Here is a 23,599-nt window from a genome sequence, read left to right as displayed (position 1 = left end):
ATTTTCGATCATGACTTCTAACTTGCGAAAGTGCGTGCTCACCTGGGTGGCTTGCACGCTGTTTACGGCAGGACTTTCTGCGGCCGCACCGCAGAATCCTGAAGCACCGTTGGTGATTCAGGAACAAGGCAGCTTTGCCGTTGGCGGAACGGTTGTTCAAAGTCCGGGAAACTACGACCCACTCAACCCAACCTCCGGCGGTCAGACGCTCCATGGCGACCATGCCCGTGTGTTTTACCAAATTCCGGCCCAGGCCCGCAAATTGCCACTCGTGATGTGGCATGGATTCGGACAGTTCTCGAAAACATGGGAATCCACACCGGATGGCCGCGAAGGCTACCAGAACATCTTTCTGCGTCGGGGTTTTGCGACCTATGTGCTCGATCAGCCACGTCGCGGTTCGGCCGGCCGAGGCAGCGTGGCCGGGACGATCAGCGCTACGCCGGATGAGCAGCGATGGTTCGATACCTTCCGTGTCGGCATCTGGCCGAACTACTTCCCCGGCGTGCAGTTCTCCCGCTCGCCGGAGACGCTGGATCAGTACTTCCGGGCAATGACGCCAGACACCGGCCCCATCGATACGAACGTGACCAGCGATGCCGTCTCTGCCTTGTTCGACAAGATTGGCGCCGGCATCCTCGTGACTCATTCGCACAGTGGCGGCATGGGTTGGCTGGCCGCCATGAAAAATCCGCGCATCCGGGCCATCGTCTCCTACGAGCCGGGAAGCGGCTTCGTCTTTCCGGAGGGCGAGGTGCCACCAGCGATGTCCAGTGCCGCCGGCAAATTGGAAGGCATCGGGATGCCCCTGGCCGAGTTCATGAAGCTCACCCGCATCCCCATCGTCATCTACTACGGCGATTTCATTCCCAGGGATCCCGTAACCAATCCTGGCCAGGATGGCTGGCGAGTACGCCTGGCCATGGCCAAGCAGTGGGCTGAGGCAATCAATCGCCATGGCGGCGATGCAAAGGTTGTCCACCTGCCGGAGATCGGCATTCACGGCAACACGCACTTCCCGTTTTCCGACCTCAACAATGTCCAGATCGCTGATCTGATGTCGCGATTCCTTGCCGAAAAGCATCTGGACTGATTTGAAACCAAAATTTCAATTAGGAGTTATCAACGTGAAATTTTTTAATAGAGCTGTAGTCGCCATAACTATTAGCGTCTTATCCGGAGTTTCTGTGGCAGCAGACTACAAACAAAATCCGTTCACGCTGACCTATGACGGCGCGATTACCGAAAACGTGAAAGGAAAGGTCAACATTCACCCGGTTACCTACAAACTCAATGGCATTGAGATCTCTGCCAATGTTTATACCCCCGCGAACTATGACCAAAGACAAAAATACCCGGCAGTTGTGGTGGCCCACCCCAATGGCGGTGTAAAAGAGCAAGTCGCGGGCTTGTATGCTCAGCGTCTGGCTGAACAGGGATACATCACCATTGCTGCCGATGCGGCATATCAGGGTGCAAGCGGTGGCATGCCTCGCAATGTGGACAAGCCTGCTTACCGTATTGAAGACATTCATGGCATGGCGGACTACATCACCCAATATGCTGGCGTTGATGCTGATCGTCTAGGACTGCTGGGCATCTGTGGCGGCGGTGGCTATTCATTAAAAGCGGCACAAACCGATAAGCGCTTCAAATCCATTGCCACGTTGAGCATGTTTAATTCAGGTTTGGTCAGACGCAATGGCTATCTGGATTCTCAGCTATCCACCATACAGGAGCGCTTGAAGCAAGCGTCAAACGCCCGCGCGCAAGAAGCTGCCGGAGGCAAGATTATCTACGTGGGCGATACTGTGATGACGGACGAGCAAATCGCCAGATTGCCTTTTGATTTGTATCGCGAGGGCTTTGATTACTATGGCAAGACTCACGCCCACCCCAATTCCACCTTCAAATACACAATGAGCAGCCTGCTTGATTTAATGAATTTCGATGCAGCCAGCAATATGGATTTGATCAATCAACCATTGCTGATGATGGCCGGAAGCAAGGCCGACTCCTTGTATATGACCCAAAGCGCTTTCAAGAAAGCAGTCAACGCAAAAAATAAGGAATTATTCTTGATTGACGGTGCGACCCACATTGAAACCTATTGGAAGCCGCAGTATGTGAATCAAGCCATGGAAAAACTGACTCAGTTCTACAGCAAATCACTGTAAAGACAAAGCTCGCCAGTCAGTGCCCAAGCTGACGTCCTTCGTTGACTTTTTGGTGGAAAAGTTGCGACGATAGCGCATCGCTCTCCATCAGGCATCGTCACTGATGCCGCGGCAGATTATGTTTTTCCTGTTGGCCTGATGCGTGAGCGGCAATAAACGCATCCATCGCGGCTCTTGCCTCGAACATCTGGAGCCGTAAATCGCTTACCTTATCCATCACCTGGCGGCTGGGTGGCGTCCCTTTCGCACCCAGATACGACGACATCGTATCGTCCAACGCCTTTTGTGCCGAGAAGTAGTCGGATTGTTTCTGTTGCCAGCCTTTGGAAAGCTGGAGCCACTCTATCTCTCCATTCATCACCATGATGTTTCCTCCTGTTGATGTGACGGAGCCGCACGGACAAGGTTCCACCTGGCCGAACGCATTTGAAACAGGCCAGTCTTTAATCTAAAGGCAATTATGCAAGCGCATGCGCTAAAGTAAGCGTCGGGAAATTTTATGAATTCGGATTTGAAAGACATGGATAGCATCGGCGTATCTACAACCGGCTGGCACTTCGACAACACCTACGCCCAGCTACCTTCTGCGTTTTACAGAAGTCAAAATGCTGCGTTAGTGCGCGAGCCGCGCATGGCCGTGTTCAACCATGCGCTGGCGGAATCTCTCGGCTTGGACGCCAAGCGCCTGGCCGAAGATAACGGAAAATTCATTTTTTCCGGCAACGACGCGCCCATAGGCTCGGAACCTCTGGCGCAGGCTTATGCGGGCCATCAGTTCGGCAATTTCACGATGCTGGGCGACGGGCGCGCCTTGCTGTTAGGCGAACATATTGCGCCGGATGGCGCGCGTTTCGATATCCAGCTCAAAGGCTCGGGCCAGACGCCTTACTCGCGGCGCGGCGACGGGCGCGCCGCGCTGGGCCCGATGTTGCGGGAATATCTCATCAGCGAGGCGATGCACGCGCTGGGCATCCCCACCACGCGCAGTCTCGCAGTGGTAACGACGGGCGAGCCGGTGATGCGGGATGCGGTGTTGCCCGGGGCGGTATTGACGCGCGTGGCGTCCAGCCACATCCGGGTGGGGACTTTCCAGTTCGCTTATGCCATTGACGACGCCGCGGCCCTGAAAGCCCTGGCGGATTACACGATCCACCGGCATTACCCGGCTCTGGCGGTCGCAGAAAACCCTTATCTCGCCTTCCTGAACGCGGTGATCGACAGGCAGGCAGCGCTGGTAGCCAAGTGGATGCAGATCGGCTTTATCCATGGGGTGATGAATACCGACAACATGGCGATCAGCGGCGAGACCATCGATTACGGCCCGTGCGCGTTCATGGACGCTTACGATCCGGCGACGGTGTTCAGCTCCATCGACCAGCAAGGCCGTTATGCCTTCGGCAACCAGCCGCCGATTGCGCAGTGGAATCTGGCGCGCCTTGCGGAAACGCTGCTGCCCTTGCTGCATGCGGACATCGATCAGTCCCTTGCGCTGGCGGAAGATGCCATCCAGTCATACCCACAGAAATATGAGCATTACTGGCTGACCGGCATGCGCGCCAAGCTGGGGCTGCTGGATGAAGCGGCAGAGGATGTTGGGCTGGTCAACGAGCTCCTGGCTTGCATGCTGAAACACGGGATGGATTACACCAACACCTTCCGCGAACTGGCTACGGAGCATCCGATCCACTCCGACGAATCGGATATGCAGGCATGGCTGGCACGTTGGCAGAGTCGATTGAATAGCCAATCCGCCTCACGCGAGGCGGCGATTGCGGCGATGCGGTCCGCCAACCCGGCGGTGATCCCGCGCAATCATCTGGTGGAAGCGGCACTCACGGCGGCAGTGGAAGACAATGATCTCGCGCCGTTTGAAAAGTTGCTGGCGGTGTTGGCTTCGCCCTTCGAGGAGACCCCGGAGAATGTGGACTACCGCGCCCCGGCGCCGCCTTCGCGATGGCCTTACCAGACCTTCTGCGGGACATAGGCCATTGAAGCGCATGCCGGAAAACCAGCGGCATGCGCCTAATCGAACCGATTTGAGTAGCGTATGCTGATGCCCAGTATCTGGCCGCCGCGTGTGACAACCGACCAGTGCTGCGAAAGCAGATATGTGAGCTCGAACGCGCTTTCGGCACTGCTCAGCCCCTGCTTGTAGCCCAAGGTGAGTTTATCGGTGATGGATTTGCCCAGCGTCACCAGCTGTTCGCCAGATGCTCCCGTTGTGAGCGAGATTTCATCCAGTCCAAGATTTTTTGCCAACTTTTTACCACCCACGATACTGTTAACAAGTCCCAGAGCAGCATTTTGTGCCGCCGACCGAGCACCGTTTTCACCACCGCCCCCACCGGCATGGCCGTATACCAGCCAGGACAGCTTCTGCTCTTCCGGCACGTCCGGCTCGGAAACCAACGTAACCCTAGGCGTTTTTGCCGTGCCGGTGACATTTACGCCGGCCGCCACTTCCTGATTGCGGCGCATGGCCTTGATGTTGATATTGGGGTTATCCATCACCCCCTGAAAGTTGAGGATGCCGCGCTCGATGGCAAGCTTGGTGCCGAATGCCTCGAATGTCCCTTCCGCCACGTTGATTGTGCCTTGAGCATCAGGTTCTTGCCGCGGCTGTTGGATAATCGTGACGAGGCCGGTCATCCGCAGGTCGGCACCTTGTCCGCGGAAACGGAAATCGTTGCCCAGATCGATGGCAAGCTTGATTAGCGGCGAGAAAGGGCTCGCTGGCGCTTGCCGGTCATTGGCCCGACTGGATCCAGCCTCGTTACTACGCACGACCACCACATCGTCGCCCAGCTCGGGGGCAGGCGTTTCAGGCAGGTTGAACAAGGCATTATCCACCACGAACTTGCCATCCACAGCGAGCTGGCCGGCGCTATTGGTGATCCTGGCATTGCCGGAAAGCGTGAGCTGCGATCCCGGTTTGGCCAATAGCTGCAATTTATCGGCCACCATGGTGGCAGTCAGATCGGGATGCTGCTGGTCCAGAGGAATGCTGCCGGTGATGCGGAGCTGGCCTTTGCCGCCATGAAATACTGCCTGCCTGATTTCCAGCACCTGATCGTGCAGCACGAGGCGGGCCGTGCCATCGTGCAGTTTCACGCCCTGGTCATACAGGGTCAGCGCCATGTCATCGCCGTTGATCAGCCCGGACAACGCGATTCCGCCCACCGTGCCCTGCATTTTGAGATCAGCGCTCACCCTGCCATTGAGGGAGACACGCGGTCCGGCAAGGATGCCGGCTTTTTGCAACGCCATGTCCATTGTTACCTGCCCGTTCACCGGAGATTGCGAGGTAATGGTCAGCACGTCGCCGGACGGCATCAAACCTACATGGCCGTTGCCTTGCAGCTGACCGACGCGACTGGCATCGGCCTCTATATTGAAGGCGACCTGTTTACCGCTGAGATCGGCCCTGAATTTAAGTTTGCCTAAGCCGAGCAAAATATCGCCCGCTTTTCCCTTGCCGCTTATATCGCCGCTGCGGCGCTCGATTTGCACAAATCCTTCTGCTTGCCGGGCGAGCTTGAAATCCCAGCGCGCATCCAGCACCAGATCGGTTTGCATCGGCAGCGATTCGCCCCCCGTGAGCTCCTTCCTTAATGCCAGCAGGTTCGCGACCTGCACAGCATCGGCCTGGCCGGCAGAGCTTATCGCGCCATTCTCGTAGGCAAAGCGCTCCAGTGCGAGATTGGTTTTTTCTATCGTGATGGCAGTCTTGCCCAGCCTGAGCTGTTGCGATGCCGCATCGAGGGTGACAGGTTTTGCCAGATGCACGCGGGGAAAGACACGGTTATCGAACCTGCTTACGATGCCCGACCACGCCATGCCGTTCCGGGCTTGCTTCAAGCGCCCGTCGGCAGCCAGCAGGAGATCAACCTTCTGGCCCTGCAACTGCCCCGTGGTGGCCAGGTGGATTTGATGATAGCCATAGCTCCCGGAAACATTCGCGTTGAAGCGCTCCAAATGGACTTCTCCGAGGTAGTAACCATTTGCATTGATATCGAGCTTAAGCGTGGCGTCCGAACCATCTGCCGGCAGCCCAAGCGCCTGAATATTGCCAGCTGCACTCGCCAGACTATGCTTCCCAAACCGCAGCCCTTTCGCGGTGAAGTTGGCCATCACCTTGGGCTTTTTGAGCGTGCCGGCAAAACTGCCCTGCAATTTGAGCAAACCCGATAGGCCGAAGCCCAGCTTATCCAGCGCTGGCGCATCGACAGCTACCAATAGCGTATCGTTCGGTCTACCGAATGCACCTTTGACGTTGAGGTTGTTGCCTGCGATGTCGAGCGTTGCATCACTCTCCCGCACCGTTTCATTTGCGACTTGCACAGTGCCGCCGCCGCGCATGGGCAGGTTGTTGTAGGTACTGTCATGGATGTTGAAGCGGGCCTGGGCGACCAAAGACGGATTAAGTCTGCCGTTCACCTCGAACGTACTGTTGATGTTTGCCTGATAGACCTTGAAAGGGAATTGCCTGCTCGGCTCCGGCGCCCGGATGTGCATAGTGTTGAAGAATAGGCCGGGGTTGAACTGGCTCAGCGTTCCCTTCACCGTATAGGCCGCCTGCGTGTCTCTGGTCAAACTGCCCTGCAAGACAAGCTGGGCGGGGCCGGATTTTAATCCGGCATGATCGAGCACGAATTTGAAAGGATCGATCGTGCCATCCGCCGCGATGGAATAGGCCTTGTCCGCCAGATCGATATGGATGCGCTGCCTGGATTCCTCGAGCACCAGCGTCAGCGGGCCCGCCAGCGACGTGGGCCGCAGCGCGCCATGCAGCGCAGCCAGGTTCAAGCCCTGCGCCTGCAAATCCAGTCCGCCTTTGATCGGGCTGCGGCGATGGGCACTGCCGATCAACTGCGCACCGCCGGAAAGCTTGACGGTCAGGGCAGATATCGCTTGCGCATCTTTATCGAGCCGGGCGTTGCCGGTCAAGGAGACCACCGGCAGCAACCCTTGATCGATCTTGCCCGGAACGGCATTGGTAATCGAGATCGGCCCAACCACTTGCAGCGCCGAGATATCCACCAGCGGCTGCGTTTCAGCTGGCTTGAGGTCGGCATGAATATCTATCCGTGTCTTCGGCAGGCCGGAACGGAATGTTGCCAAATTTACCTGGCGGATATCGACAAGGGCACGGGTAAAGGGAATGTCCGCAAATGGCGTGAGGGCGATATCCAGCCGCCCCTGTGCCCGGCTGCCGGTGATGTCGGCAATGACATCTATATTGGCTAGCGCACCGAAAATCTGCGCCTGGACCGTGTATGTTTCCTGAAGCTTGGCGTCCTGCGCGGTGCGGCCGCCAAGGCTGGCCTGACCATTCAGGGCAAAGGGCTTGTCGCCATTCAGGCTCAACTGCAAGTTCGCCTTGCCCACGGGCGTATCCGCCTGCTCCAACACCAGTGCATGGTGAACCTTATCGGTGCTGGCATGAAGCTTAATCCCGGAAAACGCAAAGCTTGCATCCGTGGTTTTCAGCGTCAGTTTCTGCACTGTGGCCCGCCTGAGATCAAGCGCGAGCGGGAAGCGCAGGCTATCCGGTAATGTGCGTGGTTCAGGTGGCGAAGGCAGCAGCGTGACTTCGACCTCATCAAGCGCGAGTTCGGTTACCGTCAGCTTTAATGGCGACCATTGGAATTGCCAATCAGAGCGTAAGCGGTCTATCGCGACTTTTCGTTCCGCATCCTGGTACTGCACCTCCCGCAGTTGCAGACCATGGCTGAGCGTACCGCTCTCATACTCACCCGTCAGCTCGGGCACCATCGTGGTGGCGATGCGCCAGACCATGCGTGCCCCGAACTCGGTATTGATGGCCGTGACCCAAGCAGCCGCCAGCATTCCCGACACGCATAGCAGCAGCACGATTCCCAGCCATTTTCTGGAATGCAGCTGATCCTTGGGATACGTTTGAGCCATCTCAAAAAGCAACGCTCAGGGAAAAATGCGGATGTATTTCGCCGCGCTCTATCCCATATGCCAGATCGGCGTTTACCGGCCCCACCGGGCTGCGCCAGCGAGCGCCCACTCCTACGCCCTGAAAAATTTCCTTGTCGGGCCAGTTGTCGGTCGCCGTACCGATGTCATAAAACACAGCCGCGCCCCATTTCGGCAGAAACCAATGCTGGTATTCAATGCTGCCGGCAGCCATGTAGCGCGTGGGATACACCGTTCCGCCGACCGAATTCCCGATGGAGAGATAATCGTAGCCGCGTATGGTTTCAGTGCCGCCGGCGCGGAACAGTAACGACGCCGGGATGGAGATGTCGTCGCCGTGCCTGGCAATGACGGCGCCCAGGTTAGCACTCAACATGACCAAGTCACGCTGCCCCACGGGAAAGAAATGCCGCAGCCGGGTTTGCGCACGGAGAAAGTTCTCGTCGCTGAGCGCGCTCTTCAACGCAACGCCCAGCATGTTGGAAACAATATAGCCGCGACGCGGAAACACCAGGTCATCCACTTTGCGGACTGTCCATTCCACGCTCGCCATCAAGGCTTGATGATCTCCCGGCCGCACGATGATGTCCGATGGAATATCAGCGCCATTGAGTTGTTTCAGGCTGTCCTGGTAATACTGAAGCTTGAAGGCCAGATCCAGCTTATCGGTGGCCCGGGACCGCCACAGACCGTAGCGTATGCTACGCAGGTCGATCCCTTCCAGGGTCATGCGCGTGTAGGAAAGGTCTGCACTGTTGACGAAATTGCTCCTGTCGGGCGGCAAAGCCAGATTCAGGCTGGCCGTCTGCTGCTCCTGCTCGAACTTGGCCTGGGTATCGAGCACCCAGGCCTTGCCGAAAACGTTGTTATGCCCATAGTGGCCTTCGATGCTGGCGCCGGTATCGGTCGAATAGCCCACCCCGCCGCTTATGCGTTGTGTGGGGAATTCCGTTACCGCAACGGTCACCGGTGTGCGATCGGCATGTGCCGGGTCGCGATCGATATCGATCACGGCATTGCTGTAGTACGGCGTGCGCATGATTTGGCGCTGCAAGGCAAGCAAGCGTTCGGCGTCATAAGGCTCGCCCTCGTTCAGCGGGCTGACGTTCTGCACGATCCATTCCGGATAACGTTGAGCGCCTTTTACCTGCAAAGGACCGAGCGTAAACGGCGGGCCGCTTTCGTAAGTCACGGAAAGCTCAGCCTGCTGCTGGTCGGCCATTATGCGGGCTTCGGAAGAGGTTATCTGCGCGGCTGCATACAAATAATTGCGCAACTGTTGCAGGCTTTGGCGCTTGGCGTTATCCCAATCCTCCTGGCGGAAGGGTGCCCCTTTAATCAGTGGCCATTGTTTGATCAATCGATCAATCTGGCTGGGAGAGTCCTGCCCCGCCGGGCCTTGCACTGTCAGATCAACCAGCGATATATAGCTGCGCGGCCCAGGGTTGACGTCTACATGGATGCTCTGCTTGCCATTAACCTGCGCCACCTTGACGACCGTCTTGGGTGAAAAATAGCCTTCGGTGGCTACCAGCTTGGCCACTTGCTCTTCCACCGTGGCTAACATGAAGTTGAATTGATCCTCGCTCAGATCCTTCCGGTTTTTGTAGCGAGAAAGGTCGAGAAACTGCACCAGAAAGTCGCGCAGCGGTTTGGGCGCATCGATTTTTACCTCATATTCCGCTTGTGCGCTGATGGACAGACTGAGAAGCAACGCAAATAAGATTGTCTTGCTGGTGTTGCCAGATAAGGAAGTATGAGAAGTGTTGTTCATCTTAAAGCTGGACTCTCTTACAACAATAAAAGTTTCGGTGGAAATCATCAGTTCGGCCGCACACACATCTTACGAACGCGGCTGTCTCGAGAGAGGTCGAATTGCTATACTTTCACCAGCTCCTGCCTAGAAGGTCTTTTCATTATCAAGCTCGCTCAAAGCCTGACCGTTTCGGAAAATCCGTCCGATCCGTTCAGGTATGTCATCTCCGTCCGGGCATTATGCGACCTGGTCGCACGCATCGGCGACCTCGACCAGCGCTTCACGCCCTCGCCCACCGCGCTGGAGGGCATGATGGGCCACAACACGGTGACCTCGCGTCGCCCGCCCGGCTACCAGACCGAAATAACCCTCACCGGCGAGTACAAGAATATCTTCGTGCGCGGGCGTGCCGATGGCTACGACCCGGACATCAACCAGCTGGAAGAAATCAAAACCTACAAAGGCTTGCTGGAACGCATGCCGGAAAATCACCGGCACCTTCATTGGGCGCAAGCCAGGATTTATGCGTGGCTGCTGGCCGACGAGCGCAGCCTCGCGGAAATCAACGCGGCGCTGGTGTATTACAACGTCTCCAGCAAGGATGAAATCCCCATCAGCGAGCTGTATAGCGCTGCCGATCTGGAGGCGTATTTCGCCGGGCAATGCGAAAAGCTGCAGGCGTGGGCGGATCGCGAAGTGGCGCATCGCATGGCGCGCGATCGGCAACTGACGGAGCTGAACTTTCCCCACCCCAGTTTCCGCACTGGTCAACGGCATTTATCCGAATCGGTTTATAAAACGGCCAGCCTCGGCAAGTGCCTGATGGCACAGGCCACGACCGGTATCGGCAAAACGCTGGGGACCTTGTTTCCGTTGCTCAAGGCCATGCCGGAAAAGAAGCTCGACAAGATTTTCTTCCTCACCGCCAAGACTTCCGGGCGCAAGCTGGCGCTGGATGCGTTGAATGTTATCCACGAATCCAACCCGGAGCTGAAGCTGCGCACGCTGGAGCTGGTCGCCCGCGAGAAATCGTGCGAACACCCGGACAAATCCTGCCACGGCGAATCCTGCCCGCTCGCCAAGGGCTTTTATGACCGCCTGCCCGAGGCGCGCATCGAGGCGCTGGAACGCGGCATGATGGACCGCGACACCCTGCGCGACGTGGCGCGCAAGCATCAGGTCTGCCCGTATTACCTGGGGCAGGATCTGGTGAGCTGGAGCGATGTGGTGGTGGGCGATTACAACTACTACTTCGATCTCTATGCCGTGCTATACGCCGGGACGGTGATGAACGAGTGGCGCGTCAGCGTGCTGGTGGACGAAGCGCACAACATGATTGAGCGCGGACGCAAGATGTACAGCGTGGAACTGAGCCAGTTTGCGTTCGAGCACATGCGTCAAGGCGCGCCCAAGGCGTTGAAATCCGCGCTGGATAAGCTGAGCCTGGCCTGGATCAGGCTGGTGCAGGCGCAGGAAGCGACCTACGAAGTCTACCCGGTCATCGATGAAGAGTTGCACTTTGCGCTGCAGCGCGTGGTGACGCGCATCACCGATTACCTGGCGGAGCACCCGACGACCAACGACGCCGGGCTGTTGAATTTCTACTTCGACGCGCTGCAATTCGTCACGCTGGCTGATTCGTTCGGGCCGCATTCGATGTTCGACATCACGCGCACCGAGCAGCGCACCAGCCTGCTGCACGACAACACCACGCTGTGCATCCGCAACGTCGTGCCTGCGCCTTTCCTGAAAGGCCGCTTCGAGGCCGCGCAATCGGCGACGCTGTTTTCCGCGACGCTCAGCCCTTCGCACTTTTACAGCGACATGCTGGGATTGCCTGAGAAAACACCGTTCATCGACGTGCAATCGCCTTTTACACCGGAACAACTGAAGGTGAACGTCGTAGACCATATCTCGACCCGCTACCTCCGCCGCCGCTATTCCATCATGCCCATAGCTCAACTGATGGCGAAGCAATACCGCGCACAGCCCGGGAACTATCTACTGTTTGTCAGCAGTTTCGATTATCTGGAGCAGGTATACGAAGCGTTCAGCGAGCGCTTTCCGGAGATTCCCATCCGCCAGCAATCGCGGATGATGAATGAAGCGGAGCGCGAGGAATTCATCAACCGTTTCACCCCAACCTCGGAAGGCATCGCCTTTGCGGTGCTGGGCGGCTCTTTTGGCGAAGGTATCGATTTGCCTGGCGACCGCCTGGTTGGCGCTTTCATCGCCACGATAGGATTACCGCAGATCAACGAAATCAACGAGCAGATGCGCGTGCGCATGGAGAATATCTTCGGCCTCGGCTACGAATACACCTACCTCTACCCCGGCATGCAGAAGGTGGTGCAGGCAGCGGGACGCGTCATTCGCACCAGGGACGACCGCGGCGTGATTCATCTGATCGACGAGCGCTATTCGCAACCGGAAATCAGGGAGTTGCTGCCACGCTGGTGGGTGATCGGCGGAAAGTGAACCACCCTCTTTTCCCGTTGACCAATTTGGGTAGCACCAGGCTCCTAACGAGGAGGTCAGGCGATGAACGATCTCGAACACATCAATGCGTTGTATCGCGCGTGGCAGGACGCGGCCGAGGCTGCCATTCAAGCCCAGCATGACAGCGTCCTCTTCATGCAGCAGTATCTGCATGGCAAACAGGAGGCGCCGCCGCTCGGCATGCAAACTGCCGCGGACGAACTTTGGCGGCTCGCGACAGTGCGGCAAGCCGAGTTGGCGGAGTTCCTCGTCATGCGATTGCATGACGCCAGCGAATCCCCGGAATTATGAACAACCCGGCCCGTGCGGTACGGGCCGGGTTGCAATGGATCAATTGGCGAGACGCCTGCCGTAACTCACTGCATATGCGCCCGGCCGCGCCAGCAGCACCGGGTCGTTGGACGGCGCGATCCCGTCCGGCAGCACCAGCGGGTTGAACATCAGGCTTCGTTCCGCTTCCTGGCTATTCGCCACGGCCGACTTGATCGTCAGCACTCCCAGTTCGACCTGCTTGCGGTCATCCGGCCATATTGCAGTTGGGTCGTCCACGGAATCGCCCGCTTCGGCGAGTTGCAGCACGATGCGGTATTGAGCTTCCTGTTTCCCAAGCCGGACCGGCAGTTCATCCATCAGGTAGTTGGGGGCCTGCTTGGCAGCTTCTGCGTCAGTCAGGAATTGCGCGCCTGCAATCGGAACGATGCGATAGCGCCCATACTGTGTTTCGCCTTTTGCATTGGTAAACTGAAACGCATTGACGCCGAAAAAGGGCTGGGTAGCAAAGCTCACCGGCGCCGGTTTAGGCGTGCTGACGAACTTCATCGCCGCCGGATGCGATGCCAGGAACTGCTCGACCGGCTTGGGCGATGCGACGTCCGGGCCACTCGCCGCGACTGCGTTCAGCAGCCCCAGAAAATCCTCAGGCGTGGCGGCCGGGAATCCATTCACGGAAATCGCCACGATGTCGGTGCTGCTGCCATCGGGCAAGGTGAAGCGGATGGCCATGCCCTTGGGCATCGCATTGCCATTGGCATCGGCGATGGTCGGCACGCCCGTGGCATTGGAGAACCGCACCAGCACGGGAGTTGCCACCCCTTGCAAATGCGGCGCCTTGCTTATCCCCGCCGCTTCGGCAGACGGCGTAAACGTTCCTTCGGCCATGATGCCTTTGGCATGGTTGGCGCGGAACCCCTTGTACGGTCCATTCGCAAGTTTGGTCATGGTATCGACCAACTGCTCCGTCACGGGCTTCGCTGTGGTTGCCTCGTCTGCCGCGGTGACTCCGACGCTGCCTAACAGTAATGCCGTAGCTATCAGTCTGGTGATGTTTTTGATCTGCTGTTGTTTCATTTGCCTCTCCTATCGATTAAGAATGCACCGTTTAAGAATTGCCGCCCACTTAAATTTATTACGATTAAATCGTGTACGATGTTTATGCTGTTTTTAGCAGTGATTGTATTACTCGATCATTGAATGCTTTTTTCAAGATTGTTACGCAGCGCGACCAATTGGTCTTTCAATGCCAGCGCTTCCTCCTCCGAACACTGTGCCGCGCAGAGGACGGAAGACATGATCCTGCCCGCCTCTTTCTGCATTTCCCGGCCAGCCGGCGTCAGGCTGACGATCACCTGGCGCTCGTCACGCGCAGAGCGCGCCCGTTCAACCAGTCCGGCCGTTTCCATGCGCTTCAGCAGCGGCGTCAGGGTTGCCGAATCCAGAAATACCTGGCTACCGATCTCCGACACCGTCACCTGATCCCGATTCCATAGCGCCATCAGCACCAGATATTGCGGATAGGTGACTCCCAGCCCGGTCAGCAAGGGCCGATAGACCTTGGACATTGCGAGCGAAGTCGAATAGATCGCAAAGCAAAGTTGTTCATCGAGCAAAGGAGTGGAGTCCGCTTTCGTATTCATGGCAGCATATTAAATCGTACAAAATTAGTTTGCAAGCGATTTAATTTATCATGTGCGGCCGGCAGTGCCAACCAGACCGTTAAAGCGAATTTCGAGAAACTCCCTGAGCAGGCGTACCGTGGGCGACAACTGCCTGCGATCGGCACATACCAGATGCAATGGCACAGATTCTCCCAGCCAGTCCGGGCATAAGAGTTGCAAACGTCCCGCTACGAGATCGCCGACGACATCGATGCGCGAGCGGTAAACAACGCCATAGCCTGCAACCGCCCAGCGGCGCACGGCATCCGAATCATCGGACAATCGATTGCCGCGCACATTTACGAGCGACTCTTTATCGCCTTTCCAGAAGCGCCAGCTGTCGTACACGGTGTCGTTGAGCATGAAGCACAAGCAGTTATGGGCGGTAAGCTCATGTGGAGACGCTGGCGTGCCATATTGCCTGAGGTAAGCTGGTGCCGCGCATAAAACACGGCGGTTCTCCTGCACCAAAGGCAGCGCAACCAGGCCCGAACTCGGAGGTGTGCCATAGCGGATGGCAATATCGACCGGCTGGCGATAGATATCCGCCAGGCGATCCGAGACCTGTATGCGCAAATGCACCCTTGGATATCGGGTTTGAAATTCATCCAACCAAGGGAGAATGAGATTACGGCCCAGATCGGAAGGCATGGAAATTTGCAGGCTTCCAATCAACGCATGTCCGGCGCCAAGTTCCTCTTCTGCCTCGCGGAATCCCTCCAGAAGAGGCCTGCAGCGCGCAAGCAAAGTTTCGCCTTCGGGCGTCAGCCGCATGCTGCGGGTAGTGCGGACGAACAATATGAGGTCGAGGTCGCTTTCCAATCGCTTGAGGGCAACACTCGCAACTGCGGGCGAGATACCAAGTAGGCGTGCCGCCGCGGACAGGCTACCGCAATCGGCGGTACGCACGAATACTTCCAGATCCTGAAGACTCTTTATTTTCAAAATATTATTGAAGGTAATTATTTAATTACGTAGTTTATCAATGCAATGGATTAAATAACAATGAGGTCCATAAACAGACCAAAGGAGTCATCATGAAAGCCGTTGCCTACCAGAAGCCCCATCCAACTCACCATCCGGAATCGCTAATCGATATCCTGCTGCCCGATCCCGTGGCAGAAGGGCGCGATCTTCTCGTGGAAGTCAAAGCCGTTTCTGTCAATCCAGCGGACGTCAAAGTGCGCGCAGGATCATCCCCGGCAAAGGGCGAGTGGAAAGTCCTGGGCTGGGATGCCAGCGGAATCGTCAGGGCGGTCGGCCCAGAGGTGACGCTGTTCAGGCCGGGTGATCACGTCTGGTATGCCGGCTCGATTGCTCGTGCCGGCAGCAATAGCGAATTGCAACTCGTGGACGAGCGCATCGTCGGGAAAATACCGATCTCGCTGGATTTTGCCGCGGCCGCCGCGTTGCCGCTGACCAGTCTTACGGCTTGGGAGATGCTGTTCGACCGCCTGGAAATCCAGCCCGGCATGAAAGCCGTTGGCGAATCGCTGCTGATCATCGGCGCTGCCGGAGGCGTTGGATCGATCATGGTGCAGCTTGCCCGCCGCTTGACCAGCCTGACGGTCATCGGCACGGCTTCCCGTCCAGAAACGCAGGCGTGGGTGCAACAGCTCGGCGCCCACCATGTGATCGATCACAGCAAGGATATCGTCGACGAACTCAAGCGCATCGGTGTCACGCAGCCGAAATACATCGTCAGCCTGACTCATACTGACCAGCATTTCCCTCAAATCGTCGAGGCCATCGCCCCACAGGGCAAGTTCGGCCTGATCGACGATCCAGAGCAAATCGACGTGCGGCTGCTGAAACGCAAAAGTGTGTCGCTACACTGGGAGCTGATGTTCACCCGCTCTCTGTTTAGTACCGAAGACATGCAGGCGCAGCATCACATCCTGACCGAAATGGCCGCTCTGGTAGATGCAGGTTTGATCCGTAGCACTGTCGACGAACATTTCGGCACCATCAATGCAGAGAACCTGAAGCGCGCTCACGCCTTGCTGGAATCAGGCAGATCGCGCGGCAAGATCGTACTAGAAGGTTTTTGACGGGGCACTACCCTTGGCCGTATCAGGCCAAGGTGGTAGCTAAACACCTGTTCTGTCAGGAAATGTCGCGGTTTTCGACGAAGGCCGCATTTTTTCATGGCAGAACCAGCTACGCATGCGGCCGCCAGTGCCAGTGCGATTGCCGTGGACCGAAAATGACACCCTTGCCGCCCAGAATGCGTATAAAGAAATCGATAACCCGCAGGATCACGAAGAAAGTACTCATCGCGACCTTCACCAGGATATCCCCGACATCCCAATCGCTATGACTTTGCGTACGCACCGGCTTGAGCCCGGTGAGCATCGACCGGATCAGGTTTTCCCGATGAACCAGGCTGCCGACGATGACCCCGGTCAGATGCATACCGACCAGCATGACCAGCAGCGTGGACAACACGCCATGCCACTGGCCGGCCGTTTCGTCGCCACCGATGCCAAAAGGCAGCAGGATGGAATTGAGGCTCATGTATCCGGTAAGGACAGTCGCCAGGCTGACAGCCAGCAGCGCATAAATCGCCATCGCTCCCGCCGGATTATGGCCGACATAGCGCCGGGCTTTTCCGTAAACGAGGCTTTTCACATAGCCGAATGCCGCCACAAGATTGGGCGGGAAGTTCCAAAATGAGGCGTGATCGCGCGCAAAAAAGCCGAAAAGCAGTCGAGCGAGAACGATGCTGCCAACGACATAACCGGCATAAATATGGATGTCGCGGTCCAGTTCCGAATCGCGGGTGTAATAGGCGATGCTGAACGAAACGGCCAGCCCCCAGTGCATCAGCCTTACCCAGGGCGACCAGACTTTGATCTGTTTTTTCATGGTTACCTCCTGATTCACACGATGATCAACGACGCCAGCCTACGCGCTGTGTGTTAAGGAAATTGTGCTCAATGAAAAATTGAGCAATCTTCATGCCGCCATGCGTCGCCGGCCGGAAAGCCCATTCAGTTTCAAAAACAAAAAGCCCGCAAATGCGGGCATTTTTACTTCAATGTTTCAATATCCGATTAGCGGCAGCTTGTGTCTCCGACGAAACCGATTACGCAAGGCCTTCTTGGTATCGGCTTGATCGGATCGAGGTTGCCATGGGGATGGCGATGTCTTCGGGCAAACGGTTCATGCCCGAAACCGGGAGCATAGAGCGGATAGTAGCGTGTATTTTCATCCTGATACGCCTCAGCGGCCATCAGCTCCCGCTCACGCAGCTCCTGGGCTTCGAGGAGGCGTTGCTCTTCCTGCTTCTTCGCCAGCTCCTGCCGCCGCAACTGCTCGTAGTAGCGATTTTCCTGCAGCGTGCGCTCAAGATTGCGCCGCGCTTCCGTGACATCCTTGTCCGATGGAGCGGGCACAGGTTTTAACGTGCCTATCGTCCGGGTGGCACAGGGCGTGTCCTGATAGACCATCATCTGCCGGGAATCTTTGCATTTATAGATATCGGCCAGTCCTGGCAGCGGGATCAGCAACATCAAAATGACAAATAGCGTTCTCATGACAAGTCATTGTCGTCGTCTATATAACAATAGACAACTTGAATGCTGATTCATTCGTTCCCGACTCTACTGCTGAGCGCCTGCCTGGTTTGTTCGATTTGCGCCCTGGCCGCCGGGCAGCGTTTCTCAAAATCTTCCTGCAGCGCATCCAGGAACACCCGCGTGCGGGCCGGCATCAGGCGGCGGCCTGGAAAAACTGCCCAGCATGTCACGCTGGGCAGTTTCCAGTCTTCAAGCACCGGAACCAGCTTGCTGGCTCTCATGTGCGGTTCCGCGTAGTGATCCGAAAGAATGGCGATGCCGGTACCGGAAAGCGCCAGCCGCAACAGCAGGCCCGGCGAGTTGGCGGCGGCGCGGCCGGGGGGATTGCCATCCCACTGCATCTTGTCCCGGCTGAGCCGCCACGGGATAGGTTCGCCGTTACGCGCCATCAGGTGCAAGGCATCGTGCTCCATCAACGCCTCGGGCTCGGAGGGCATGCCGCGACGCTTGATGTAATCCGGCGAGGCATACAAACCGATGGTGAAAGTGGCGATGCGGCGTGCAGCGAGCGAGGCATCATCCGGCAAGTCGCCCATGCGGATCGCCAGGTCGAAGTTTTCACCGATCAGATCCACGCGCCGCGGCGAAATATCGACATCGAGCGCAATGGCCGGGTATCTGGCCACAAACTCGGCCAGCATTGTCCCGATCACATCATCGGCAAGATCACCGGGCATCGAAATCCGCAAGCGTCCGCTGGGCTGCGCCTGGCGATGCTGGGTGAGCGCCATGGCGGACTCCACCTCCGCCGTGACTTGATGGGCATGTGTCAGCACAGCCTGGCCGAAATCCGTGACGGTGAGCTTGCGCGTCGTACGCAGCAGCAAGCGCTCGCCCAACTGCGCTTCCAGCATCGACAGCCTGCGCGACAGCGTCGATTTCGGCACGTCCAGCCGCTCGGCGGCGCGACTGAAGCTGCCCTCATCCACGACGCGTGCAAAAAGAAGAAGATCGTTGGGATCGATGTGCATAATGATATTTCCATTTATGGAACAGTATTGTTCACTATACCGGCTTAATAAACGATTGTGGAATAGTTAAAGTGTCTCCCATCGCATCACCGTCATTCATCCATCAAAAGGAGAGCCATCATGAACATTCTGCAAATCAATTCCAGCGCCCGCGCCGGTAATTCCTATTCCACACGCCTTGCTGATGCTACCGTCGAACAACTGCGCGCCCATCAACCGGCTGCCGCTGTCACCGTGCGCGACCTCGGCCGCACGCCGCACCCCATGCTGGACGAAACGGCATTGAATGCGCTATTCACCCCCGCCGAAGCGCGCACGCCGGAGCAGCAGGCGCGCGTTGCGCTGGACGATGCGCTGATCGCGGAAATCCAGGCGGCGGACGTGCTGGTGCTCGGCGTGCCGATGTACAACTTCAGCGTGCCCGCCCAGCTCAAGAACTGGATCGACGCCATCTCGCGCGCCGGCGTGACCTTCCGCTACACCGAGCAAGGCCCCGAGGGATTGCTCAAGGGCAAGAAGGCTGTCGTCGTCCAGACGCGCGGCGGGATACATCGCAATTCGCCCACCGATTCACTGACGCCGTATCTGCAGACTTTCCTTGGGTTTGTCGGCATAACCGACGTGCAGTTCGTATACGCGGAAGGCTTGTCGATGGGCCCCGATGCAGAGAGGGATAGCCTGGAGCAGGCTTATGCCCAGATCGAGCAAGCCGTATTGGCTTAAAAAGGGAGAACATCATGTCCACCCATGACATTACCACCGACATCAGGACGGACATCGTCGCACGGTCCCGCACCATCGAGCAGCTTGTCATCGGCCGGCCCACCTCGGACGGGGCCGGGGTCAAGCTGACGCGCGTACTGACGCAGCCGCTGCAACGCCGTCTCGACCCTTTCCTGATGCTCGACGCCTTTGGAGCCGACAATCCGGACGACTACATCGGCGGCTTTCCCGACCATCCGCACCGCGGCTTCGAAACCGTCACTTACATGCTCGATGGCCGCATGCGCCACCGCGACAGCGCCGGAAACGAAGGGCTGCTCGAAAATGGCGGCGTGCAATGGATGACGGCGGGCCGTGGAGTCATCCACTCCGAGTTGCCGGAGCAACAGGAAGGGCGCATGGAAGGCTTTCAGTTGTGGCTGAACCTGTCGGCCAGGGACAAGATGACCGCGCCGTGGTACCGCGACATCCAGCGTTCGGAAATCCCGCAGTTCCTCACGCCCGAGGGCGTGACGGTGCGCGTGATTGCCGGTGCCAGCTGCGACGTGGACGGCGCCGTGCAGCGCGAAACCACGGAACCGCTCTACCTCGACCTGCATCTGCCAGCCGGCACCCGCTTCGCGCAATCGCTGGCCCCCGAGTTCAATGCCTTCGTGTATGTGTATCGCGGCGAAATCCGTATTGGCGACAGGCAGGCGCCGCAGCAGCAGATGGCTATCCTGGCCAACGATGCCGAAAGCGACGGCGTGATTATCCATGCCGACGCGCCGTCACGCGTGTTGCTGATTGCCGGACGCCCGCTGCGCGAACCTATCGTGCAATACGGCCCGTTCGTAATGAACACGCAGGACGAGATTTTTCAGGCCATCAACGATTTTCGCGAAGGCCGCCTGGCCGCTTGATGCGCAACAACACACTTTTTTAACGTCAACAAAGGGGAAACCACATGAATGTACTGAACCGCTACGGCTCGCTTACTGGCCGGATTCTGATTGCACTGATCTTCATACTCTCGGGCTTCAGCAAGATAGCCGGCTTTGACGGCACCGTTGGCTATATCGCCAGCCAGGGCTTGCCAACACCACAACTGTTGGCAATCGTCGCGATCATTGTGGAAATCGGCGGTGGCCTGATGCTGGTACTGGGCTGGCGCGCACGCTGGGGCGCTGTCGCGCTACTTGTGTTCACCGCGCTAGCCGCGCTGCTGTTCCACAATTTCTGGTCCGTACCGGCAGATCAGGCGCAAATCCAGATGATCATGTTCATGAAGAACATTTCCATCATGGGCGGCTTGCTGTTCGTGGTCGTACACGGCAGTGGCAAGCTGAGTCTGGCGAAGAATTAAAGCCGCGGGCGCTTCAACACTGAAAAGTAATAAAAACAATGGCCGCTCCTGCGGCCATTGTTTTGTCGGATTACGGCGCCCCCATCACTTGCGCACCTGCCACAAATACAACTGCTCCACCTTCGCTCTTGCCCAGGGCGTCCGGCGCAAGAACTTCAAGCTGGATTTGATGCTGGGATCATGCGTAAAACAGCGCACCGGAACAGCGGCTGCCATGGCCTCCCACCCCATGCTTTCAGACAGGTGCGTGACGATCATTTCAAGCGTGACGCCTTCCAGGCTGGGGCGGTTTTCCGGCTTTTTGATTGCATCCATCGCTGCATTTTACAGAGGTTACCGCTTGCAGGTCCTTGCAAAATGCACCGGGATTTCACGCAACCGAATTGGCATATCCCGGCTGGTAATGGCCCGAAAACGCGCGCAACGATTCAAGGGCAAGCGCCGGATCATGGCCCGGTTTCATAACGAAACTGGTGAATCCGCAGCGGGCGAGATAGTGCACGGTATCGATGAGCACATCTCCAACGGCTCTCAACTCGCCGCTCCACCCGTATTCCTGGCGCAGCATCCATGCCAGCGAGTAACCGCGGCCATCGCCATACTGCAAAAATTGAATGGCGATGAACGCCACATCCTTGCGAGCATGCAATGCTTCGGCATCCAGCATGAGATCGCTGCAATCGCCATCGGAAGGCATCACGATGCCGACCGGGCACTTTCTCCCGGGTTGGGCATGGAGCAACTCTTTCCATGACGACAGCTCGATCATCCATCCGGGGGTGTCGGGGGGAAGAGCGCATCCTGCGGCCGGATCAGGCTGGTAAAGTCGCCATGGGTTATCTTCCAGCTGTCCGTTGCGAATGAGCTTGCTGGCAGCAGACTCAGGCATGGGCCATTTCCTTCGCTTTTTGGTCATCGGGCTCGGCGTGTTTCGCATAGACAGCCTGCTTGAAGGACTCGATGCCCAGGCGCTCAACCACGTCGATGAAATGCTCATTTTCGCTGTCCCGCAATTGCAGGTAGGTCGTAACGAGTTTTTGAACCACTTCCGGGATTTGCGCTCGCGCGAATGCCGGGCCGATGACCCGTCCCAGCAGGGCCCCGCCCGCGCCAACGCGCCCTACCCGGCCTTGATTCGCGCCGTTCTGCCGGCCGCCCAGTGTCACCTGATACCACTCCTGGCCGTTTTTATCGACGCCGAGAATGCCGATATGGCCGATATGATGATGACTGCACGCGTTCATGCAACCGGAGATATTGAGGTCGAGCGGGCCGATGTCATGCAGGTAATCGAGATCGTCGAACTGCTGCTGAATAGCCCGTGCTACCGGAATGGAAGCCGCATTCGCCAGGCTGCAGTAATCGCCACCGGGGCACGAGACGATATTGGTCAGCAGGCCGATGTTGGGAGTCGCGAGCCCTGACCCATCCAATGCTTGCCATAACGCGAACAAATCCCGCTGGCGCACATCGGCCAGCACCAGATTCTGCTCATGCGAAACGCGCAGCTCGCCAAAGCTGTAGCGGTCGGCAAGCTCCGCCACGCATTCCATCTGTTCCGCCGTAATATCGCCCGGCGCCGGACCAGTGGCCTTGAGCGACACGCTGACCGCGGCATAGCCCGGCTGCTTGTGCTTGTGCACGTTGCTGCGCAGCCAGCGGGCAAACGCGCGGTTGCTTGTTGCAGGAACTCCGGCGTGCTCATCTTCCAGCGCCTCGTACTCCGGCCATGTAAAAAGATGCGCGATGCGTTGTAGTTGCGCTTGGGTGATCGTATCCGGACCGTCCTTGATGCGTTGCCAGAGTGTCTCGACTTCCTGTGCGAAAACCGCCGGCGTAAGATCCTTCACCAGGATCTTGATGCGCGCCTTGTACTTGTTGTCGCGGCGGCCATGCAGGTTGTAGATGCGCAGAACGGCCTGCAAATACGTAAGCAGATCCTGCCAGCGCACGAAGGGCTTGATGGAATGCCCCACCAGTGGCGTGCGGCCCAGACCGCCGCCGACCCAGACGCGAAATCCAACCTCGCCCTCCTGCTCCATGGCCTGCAGGCCGATATCGTGGACGCCGACGGCGGCACGGTCTGTTGCCGCACCGCTCACCGCGATCTTGAATTTTCGCGGCAAAAAAGCGAATTCGGGATGCAGCACCGACCATTGCCGGATGATTTCGCACCAGATCAGCGGGTTGATGACTTCGTCGGCCGCGACGCCAGCCAGATGATCGGTCGTCGTGTTGCGGATGCAATTGCCGCTGGTCTGGATGGCGTGCATCTGCACGGTGGCAAGTTCCGCCAGAATATCCGGCACATCCTCCAGTTTCGGCCAGTTGAACTGGATATTCTGACGGGTGGTGAAATGCCCATACCCCTTATCCCAGCGCCGTGAAATTTCCGCCAGCTTGCGCAACTGATACGACGCCAGCATGCCGTAGGGGATGGCGACACGCAGCATAGGTGAATGCCGCTGGATATAAAGGCCGTTCTGCAGACGCAGGGTGCGGAAATCGTCTTCGCTCAGCCTGCCGTCGAGAAAGCGTCGCGTCTGACCGCGAAACTGGGCAACGCGCTGCTCGATCAGACCCTGATCGAGTTCGTCGTAGTGATACATGGCACTCCACCTTTATTCAATGGGCGGAGCTTAAATCCGATGCAAAGGGAATAACAGG

Annotated in this window: 21 protein-coding genes; 9 read left to right on the top strand and 12 right to left on the bottom strand. The window is 57.7% G+C overall.

The genetic code is table 11. The features are described from left to right. Positions 1-10 precede the first annotated feature (10 nt). Both A7976_RS10745 and A7976_RS10740 read left to right on the top strand, forming a co-directional pair. Entirely contained in the window at positions 11-1,093 is a 1,083-nt protein-coding gene (locus tag A7976_RS10745; protein WP_067111385.1) for an alpha/beta fold hydrolase, read from the top strand. 94 nt (positions 1,094-1,187) lie between these two features. Beyond that, positions 1,188-2,177 (top strand): alpha/beta hydrolase, encoded by a 990-nt coding sequence (locus A7976_RS10740; protein WP_205633496.1) that lies wholly within the window; start codon positions 1,188-1,190, stop codon positions 2,175-2,177. Positions 2,178-2,274: 97 nt separating this feature from the next. On the opposite strand, the gene A7976_RS10735 is transcribed toward A7976_RS10740, so the two are convergent. Beyond that, a complete protein-coding gene (locus A7976_RS10735; RefSeq protein WP_067111379.1) occupies positions 2,275-2,541 on the bottom strand; it encodes a hypothetical protein in 267 nt (88 codons plus the stop codon). A gap of 135 nt (positions 2,542-2,676) precedes the next feature. On the opposite strand from A7976_RS10735, the gene A7976_RS10730 reads away from it, so the two are divergent. Continuing rightward, positions 2,677-4,161 (top strand): YdiU family protein, encoded by a 1,485-nt coding sequence (locus A7976_RS10730; protein WP_067111377.1) that lies wholly within the window; start codon positions 2,677-2,679, stop codon positions 4,159-4,161. A 38-nt stretch (positions 4,162-4,199) separates the two neighbouring features. Here the strand turns inward: A7976_RS10730 and A7976_RS10725 are convergent, their stop codons facing one another. Beyond that, positions 4,200-8,105, bottom strand: a complete 3,906-nt coding sequence (locus tag A7976_RS10725) for a translocation/assembly module TamB domain-containing protein (protein ID WP_082878098.1) — start codon at positions 8,103-8,105, stop codon at positions 4,200-4,202. Position 8,106: 1 nt separating this feature from the next. After that, complete coding sequence (locus tag A7976_RS10720) at positions 8,107-9,897, bottom strand: autotransporter assembly complex family protein (protein ID WP_067112014.1); 1,791 nt, start codon at positions 9,895-9,897, stop codon at positions 8,107-8,109. Here A7976_RS10720 and A7976_RS10715 point away from each other — a divergent pair. Together A7976_RS10715 and A7976_RS10710 are read left to right on the top strand one after the other, a co-directional pair. Next, positions 9,880-12,357, top strand: a complete 2,478-nt coding sequence (locus tag A7976_RS10715) for an ATP-dependent DNA helicase (RefSeq protein WP_240483857.1) — start codon at positions 9,880-9,882, stop codon at positions 12,355-12,357. The genes A7976_RS10720 and A7976_RS10715 overlap by 18 nt on opposite strands. A gap of 63 nt (positions 12,358-12,420) precedes the next feature. Further along, entirely contained in the window at positions 12,421-12,669 is a 249-nt protein-coding gene (locus tag A7976_RS10710) for a hypothetical protein (RefSeq protein ID WP_067111375.1), read from the top strand. Positions 12,670-12,708: 39 nt separating this feature from the next. Here A7976_RS10710 and A7976_RS10705 read toward each other — a convergent pair whose 3' ends face one another. The 3 genes from A7976_RS10705 to A7976_RS10695 all read right to left on the bottom strand — a co-directional run bounded on the left by A7976_RS10705 (position 12,709) and on the right by A7976_RS10695 (position 15,257). Then, positions 12,709-13,725 (bottom strand): catalase family peroxidase, encoded by a 1,017-nt coding sequence (locus A7976_RS10705; protein WP_067111371.1) that lies wholly within the window; start codon positions 13,723-13,725, stop codon positions 12,709-12,711. Between the two features lie 116 nt (positions 13,726-13,841). Further along, a complete protein-coding gene (locus tag A7976_RS10700) occupies positions 13,842-14,291 on the bottom strand; it encodes a MarR family winged helix-turn-helix transcriptional regulator (protein WP_067111368.1) in 450 nt (149 codons plus the stop codon). Positions 14,292-14,339: 48 nt separating this feature from the next. Then, complete coding sequence (locus A7976_RS10695; protein ID WP_067111367.1) at positions 14,340-15,257, bottom strand: LysR family transcriptional regulator; 918 nt, start codon at positions 15,255-15,257, stop codon at positions 14,340-14,342. A 92-nt stretch (positions 15,258-15,349) separates the two neighbouring features. On the opposite strand from A7976_RS10695, the gene A7976_RS10690 reads away from it, so the two are divergent. Beyond that, positions 15,350-16,363, top strand: a complete 1,014-nt coding sequence (locus tag A7976_RS10690; protein WP_067111365.1) for a zinc-binding alcohol dehydrogenase family protein — start codon at positions 15,350-15,352, stop codon at positions 16,361-16,363. A 109-nt stretch (positions 16,364-16,472) separates the two neighbouring features. Here the strand turns inward: A7976_RS10690 and A7976_RS10685 are convergent, their stop codons facing one another. The 3 genes from A7976_RS10685 to A7976_RS10675 form a co-directional block, all read right to left on the bottom strand. Continuing rightward, on the bottom strand, positions 16,473-17,180 hold the full coding sequence (locus A7976_RS10685) for a cytochrome b/b6 domain-containing protein (protein WP_067111362.1): 708 nt from the start codon (positions 17,178-17,180) through the stop codon (positions 16,473-16,475). A 188-nt stretch (positions 17,181-17,368) separates the two neighbouring features. Next, positions 17,369-17,851, bottom strand: coding sequence for a DUF4124 domain-containing protein (locus tag A7976_RS10680; protein ID WP_082878097.1), 483 nt, complete (start codon positions 17,849-17,851; stop codon positions 17,369-17,371). A 50-nt stretch (positions 17,852-17,901) separates the two neighbouring features. Then, complete coding sequence (locus A7976_RS10675; protein ID WP_067111356.1) at positions 17,902-18,864, bottom strand: LysR family transcriptional regulator; 963 nt, start codon at positions 18,862-18,864, stop codon at positions 17,902-17,904. 120 nt (positions 18,865-18,984) lie between these two features. On the opposite strand from A7976_RS10675, the gene A7976_RS10670 reads away from it, so the two are divergent. Genes A7976_RS10670 through A7976_RS10660 form a run of 3 tightly spaced genes read left to right on the top strand, consistent with a single transcriptional unit; the run spans position 18,985 to position 20,932 of the window. Continuing rightward, positions 18,985-19,587: an FMN-dependent NADH-azoreductase gene (locus A7976_RS10670; protein WP_067111352.1), complete on the top strand. Its 603-nt coding sequence runs from the start codon at positions 18,985-18,987 to the stop codon at positions 19,585-19,587. 14 nt (positions 19,588-19,601) lie between these two features. Further along, entirely contained in the window at positions 19,602-20,489 is an 888-nt protein-coding gene (locus A7976_RS10665; protein WP_067111348.1) for a pirin family protein, read from the top strand. Between the two features lie 44 nt (positions 20,490-20,533). Next, a complete protein-coding gene (locus A7976_RS10660) occupies positions 20,534-20,932 on the top strand; it encodes a DoxX family protein (RefSeq protein WP_067111345.1) in 399 nt (132 codons plus the stop codon). Positions 20,933-21,016: 84 nt separating this feature from the next. On the opposite strand, the gene A7976_RS10655 is transcribed toward A7976_RS10660, so the two are convergent. The 3 genes from A7976_RS10655 to A7976_RS10645 are packed head-to-tail and all read right to left on the bottom strand — an operon-like array spanning position 21,017 to position 23,541. Continuing rightward, the gene (locus A7976_RS10655) at positions 21,017-21,247 is read right to left on the bottom strand and encodes a VF530 family DNA-binding protein (RefSeq protein ID WP_067111342.1); all 231 of its coding nucleotides are present in this window, start codon (positions 21,245-21,247) and stop codon (positions 21,017-21,019) included. A gap of 55 nt (positions 21,248-21,302) precedes the next feature. Continuing rightward, on the bottom strand, positions 21,303-21,821 hold the full coding sequence (locus tag A7976_RS10650; RefSeq protein ID WP_067111339.1) for a DUF934 domain-containing protein: 519 nt from the start codon (positions 21,819-21,821) through the stop codon (positions 21,303-21,305). After that, positions 21,814-23,541, bottom strand: coding sequence for a nitrite/sulfite reductase (locus tag A7976_RS10645; protein ID WP_067111336.1), 1,728 nt, complete (start codon positions 23,539-23,541; stop codon positions 21,814-21,816). Before A7976_RS10645 ends, A7976_RS10650 begins: the two co-directional genes overlap by 8 nt. Positions 23,542-23,599 lie beyond the last annotated feature (58 nt).

Source organism: Methylobacillus sp. MM3 (assembly GCF_001645185.1).
Classification (GTDB): domain Bacteria; phylum Pseudomonadota; class Gammaproteobacteria; order Burkholderiales; family Methylophilaceae; genus MM2.
Note: the sequence above shows the minus strand (reverse complement) of the source record. Positions and strands in the feature narration are given on the sequence as shown.

What these genes read in the sequence shown, in the direction of transcription:
- A7976_RS10675 (WP_067111356.1), bottom strand. Translation starts at nt 18,864, where the DNA reads ATGCACATCGATCCCAACGATCTTCTTCTTTTTGCACGCGTCGTGGAT.
- A7976_RS10710 (WP_067111375.1), top strand. Translation starts at nt 12,421, where the DNA reads ATGAACGATCTCGAACACATCAATGCGTTGTATCGCGCGTGGCAGGAC.
- A7976_RS10735 (WP_067111379.1), bottom strand. Translation starts at nt 2,541, where the DNA reads ATGGTGATGAATGGAGAGATAGAGTGGCTCCAGCTTTCCAAAGGCTGG.
- A7976_RS10660 (WP_067111345.1), top strand. Translation starts at nt 20,534, where the DNA reads ATGAATGTACTGAACCGCTACGGCTCGCTTACTGGCCGGATTCTGATT.
- A7976_RS10670 (WP_067111352.1), top strand. Translation starts at nt 18,985, where the DNA reads ATGAACATTCTGCAAATCAATTCCAGCGCCCGCGCCGGTAATTCCTAT.
- A7976_RS10685 (WP_067111362.1), bottom strand. Translation starts at nt 17,180, where the DNA reads ATGAAAAAACAGATCAAAGTCTGGTCGCCCTGGGTAAGGCTGATGCAC.
- A7976_RS10650 (WP_067111339.1), bottom strand. Translation starts at nt 21,821, where the DNA reads ATGCCTGAGTCTGCTGCCAGCAAGCTCATTCGCAACGGACAGCTGGAA.
- A7976_RS10720 (WP_067112014.1), bottom strand. Translation starts at nt 9,897, where the DNA reads ATGAACAACACTTCTCATACTTCCTTATCTGGCAACACCAGCAAGACA.
- A7976_RS10745 (WP_067111385.1), top strand. Translation starts at nt 11, where the DNA reads ATGACTTCTAACTTGCGAAAGTGCGTGCTCACCTGGGTGGCTTGCACG.
- A7976_RS10690 (WP_067111365.1), top strand. Translation starts at nt 15,350, where the DNA reads ATGAAAGCCGTTGCCTACCAGAAGCCCCATCCAACTCACCATCCGGAA.
- A7976_RS10705 (WP_067111371.1), bottom strand. Translation starts at nt 13,725, where the DNA reads ATGAAACAACAGCAGATCAAAAACATCACCAGACTGATAGCTACGGCA.
- A7976_RS10655 (WP_067111342.1), bottom strand. Translation starts at nt 21,247, where the DNA reads ATGGATGCAATCAAAAAGCCGGAAAACCGCCCCAGCCTGGAAGGCGTC.
- A7976_RS10665 (WP_067111348.1), top strand. Translation starts at nt 19,602, where the DNA reads ATGTCCACCCATGACATTACCACCGACATCAGGACGGACATCGTCGCA.
- A7976_RS10715 (WP_240483857.1), top strand. Translation starts at nt 9,880, where the DNA reads ATGAGAAGTGTTGTTCATCTTAAAGCTGGACTCTCTTACAACAATAAA.
- A7976_RS10645 (WP_067111336.1), bottom strand. Translation starts at nt 23,541, where the DNA reads ATGTATCACTACGACGAACTCGATCAGGGTCTGATCGAGCAGCGCGTT.
- A7976_RS10725 (WP_082878098.1), bottom strand. Translation starts at nt 8,105, where the DNA reads ATGGCTCAAACGTATCCCAAGGATCAGCTGCATTCCAGAAAATGGCTG.
- A7976_RS10730 (WP_067111377.1), top strand. Translation starts at nt 2,677, where the DNA reads ATGAATTCGGATTTGAAAGACATGGATAGCATCGGCGTATCTACAACC.
- A7976_RS10680 (WP_082878097.1), bottom strand. Translation starts at nt 17,851, where the DNA reads ATGAGAACGCTATTTGTCATTTTGATGTTGCTGATCCCGCTGCCAGGA.
- A7976_RS10700 (WP_067111368.1), bottom strand. Translation starts at nt 14,291, where the DNA reads ATGAATACGAAAGCGGACTCCACTCCTTTGCTCGATGAACAACTTTGC.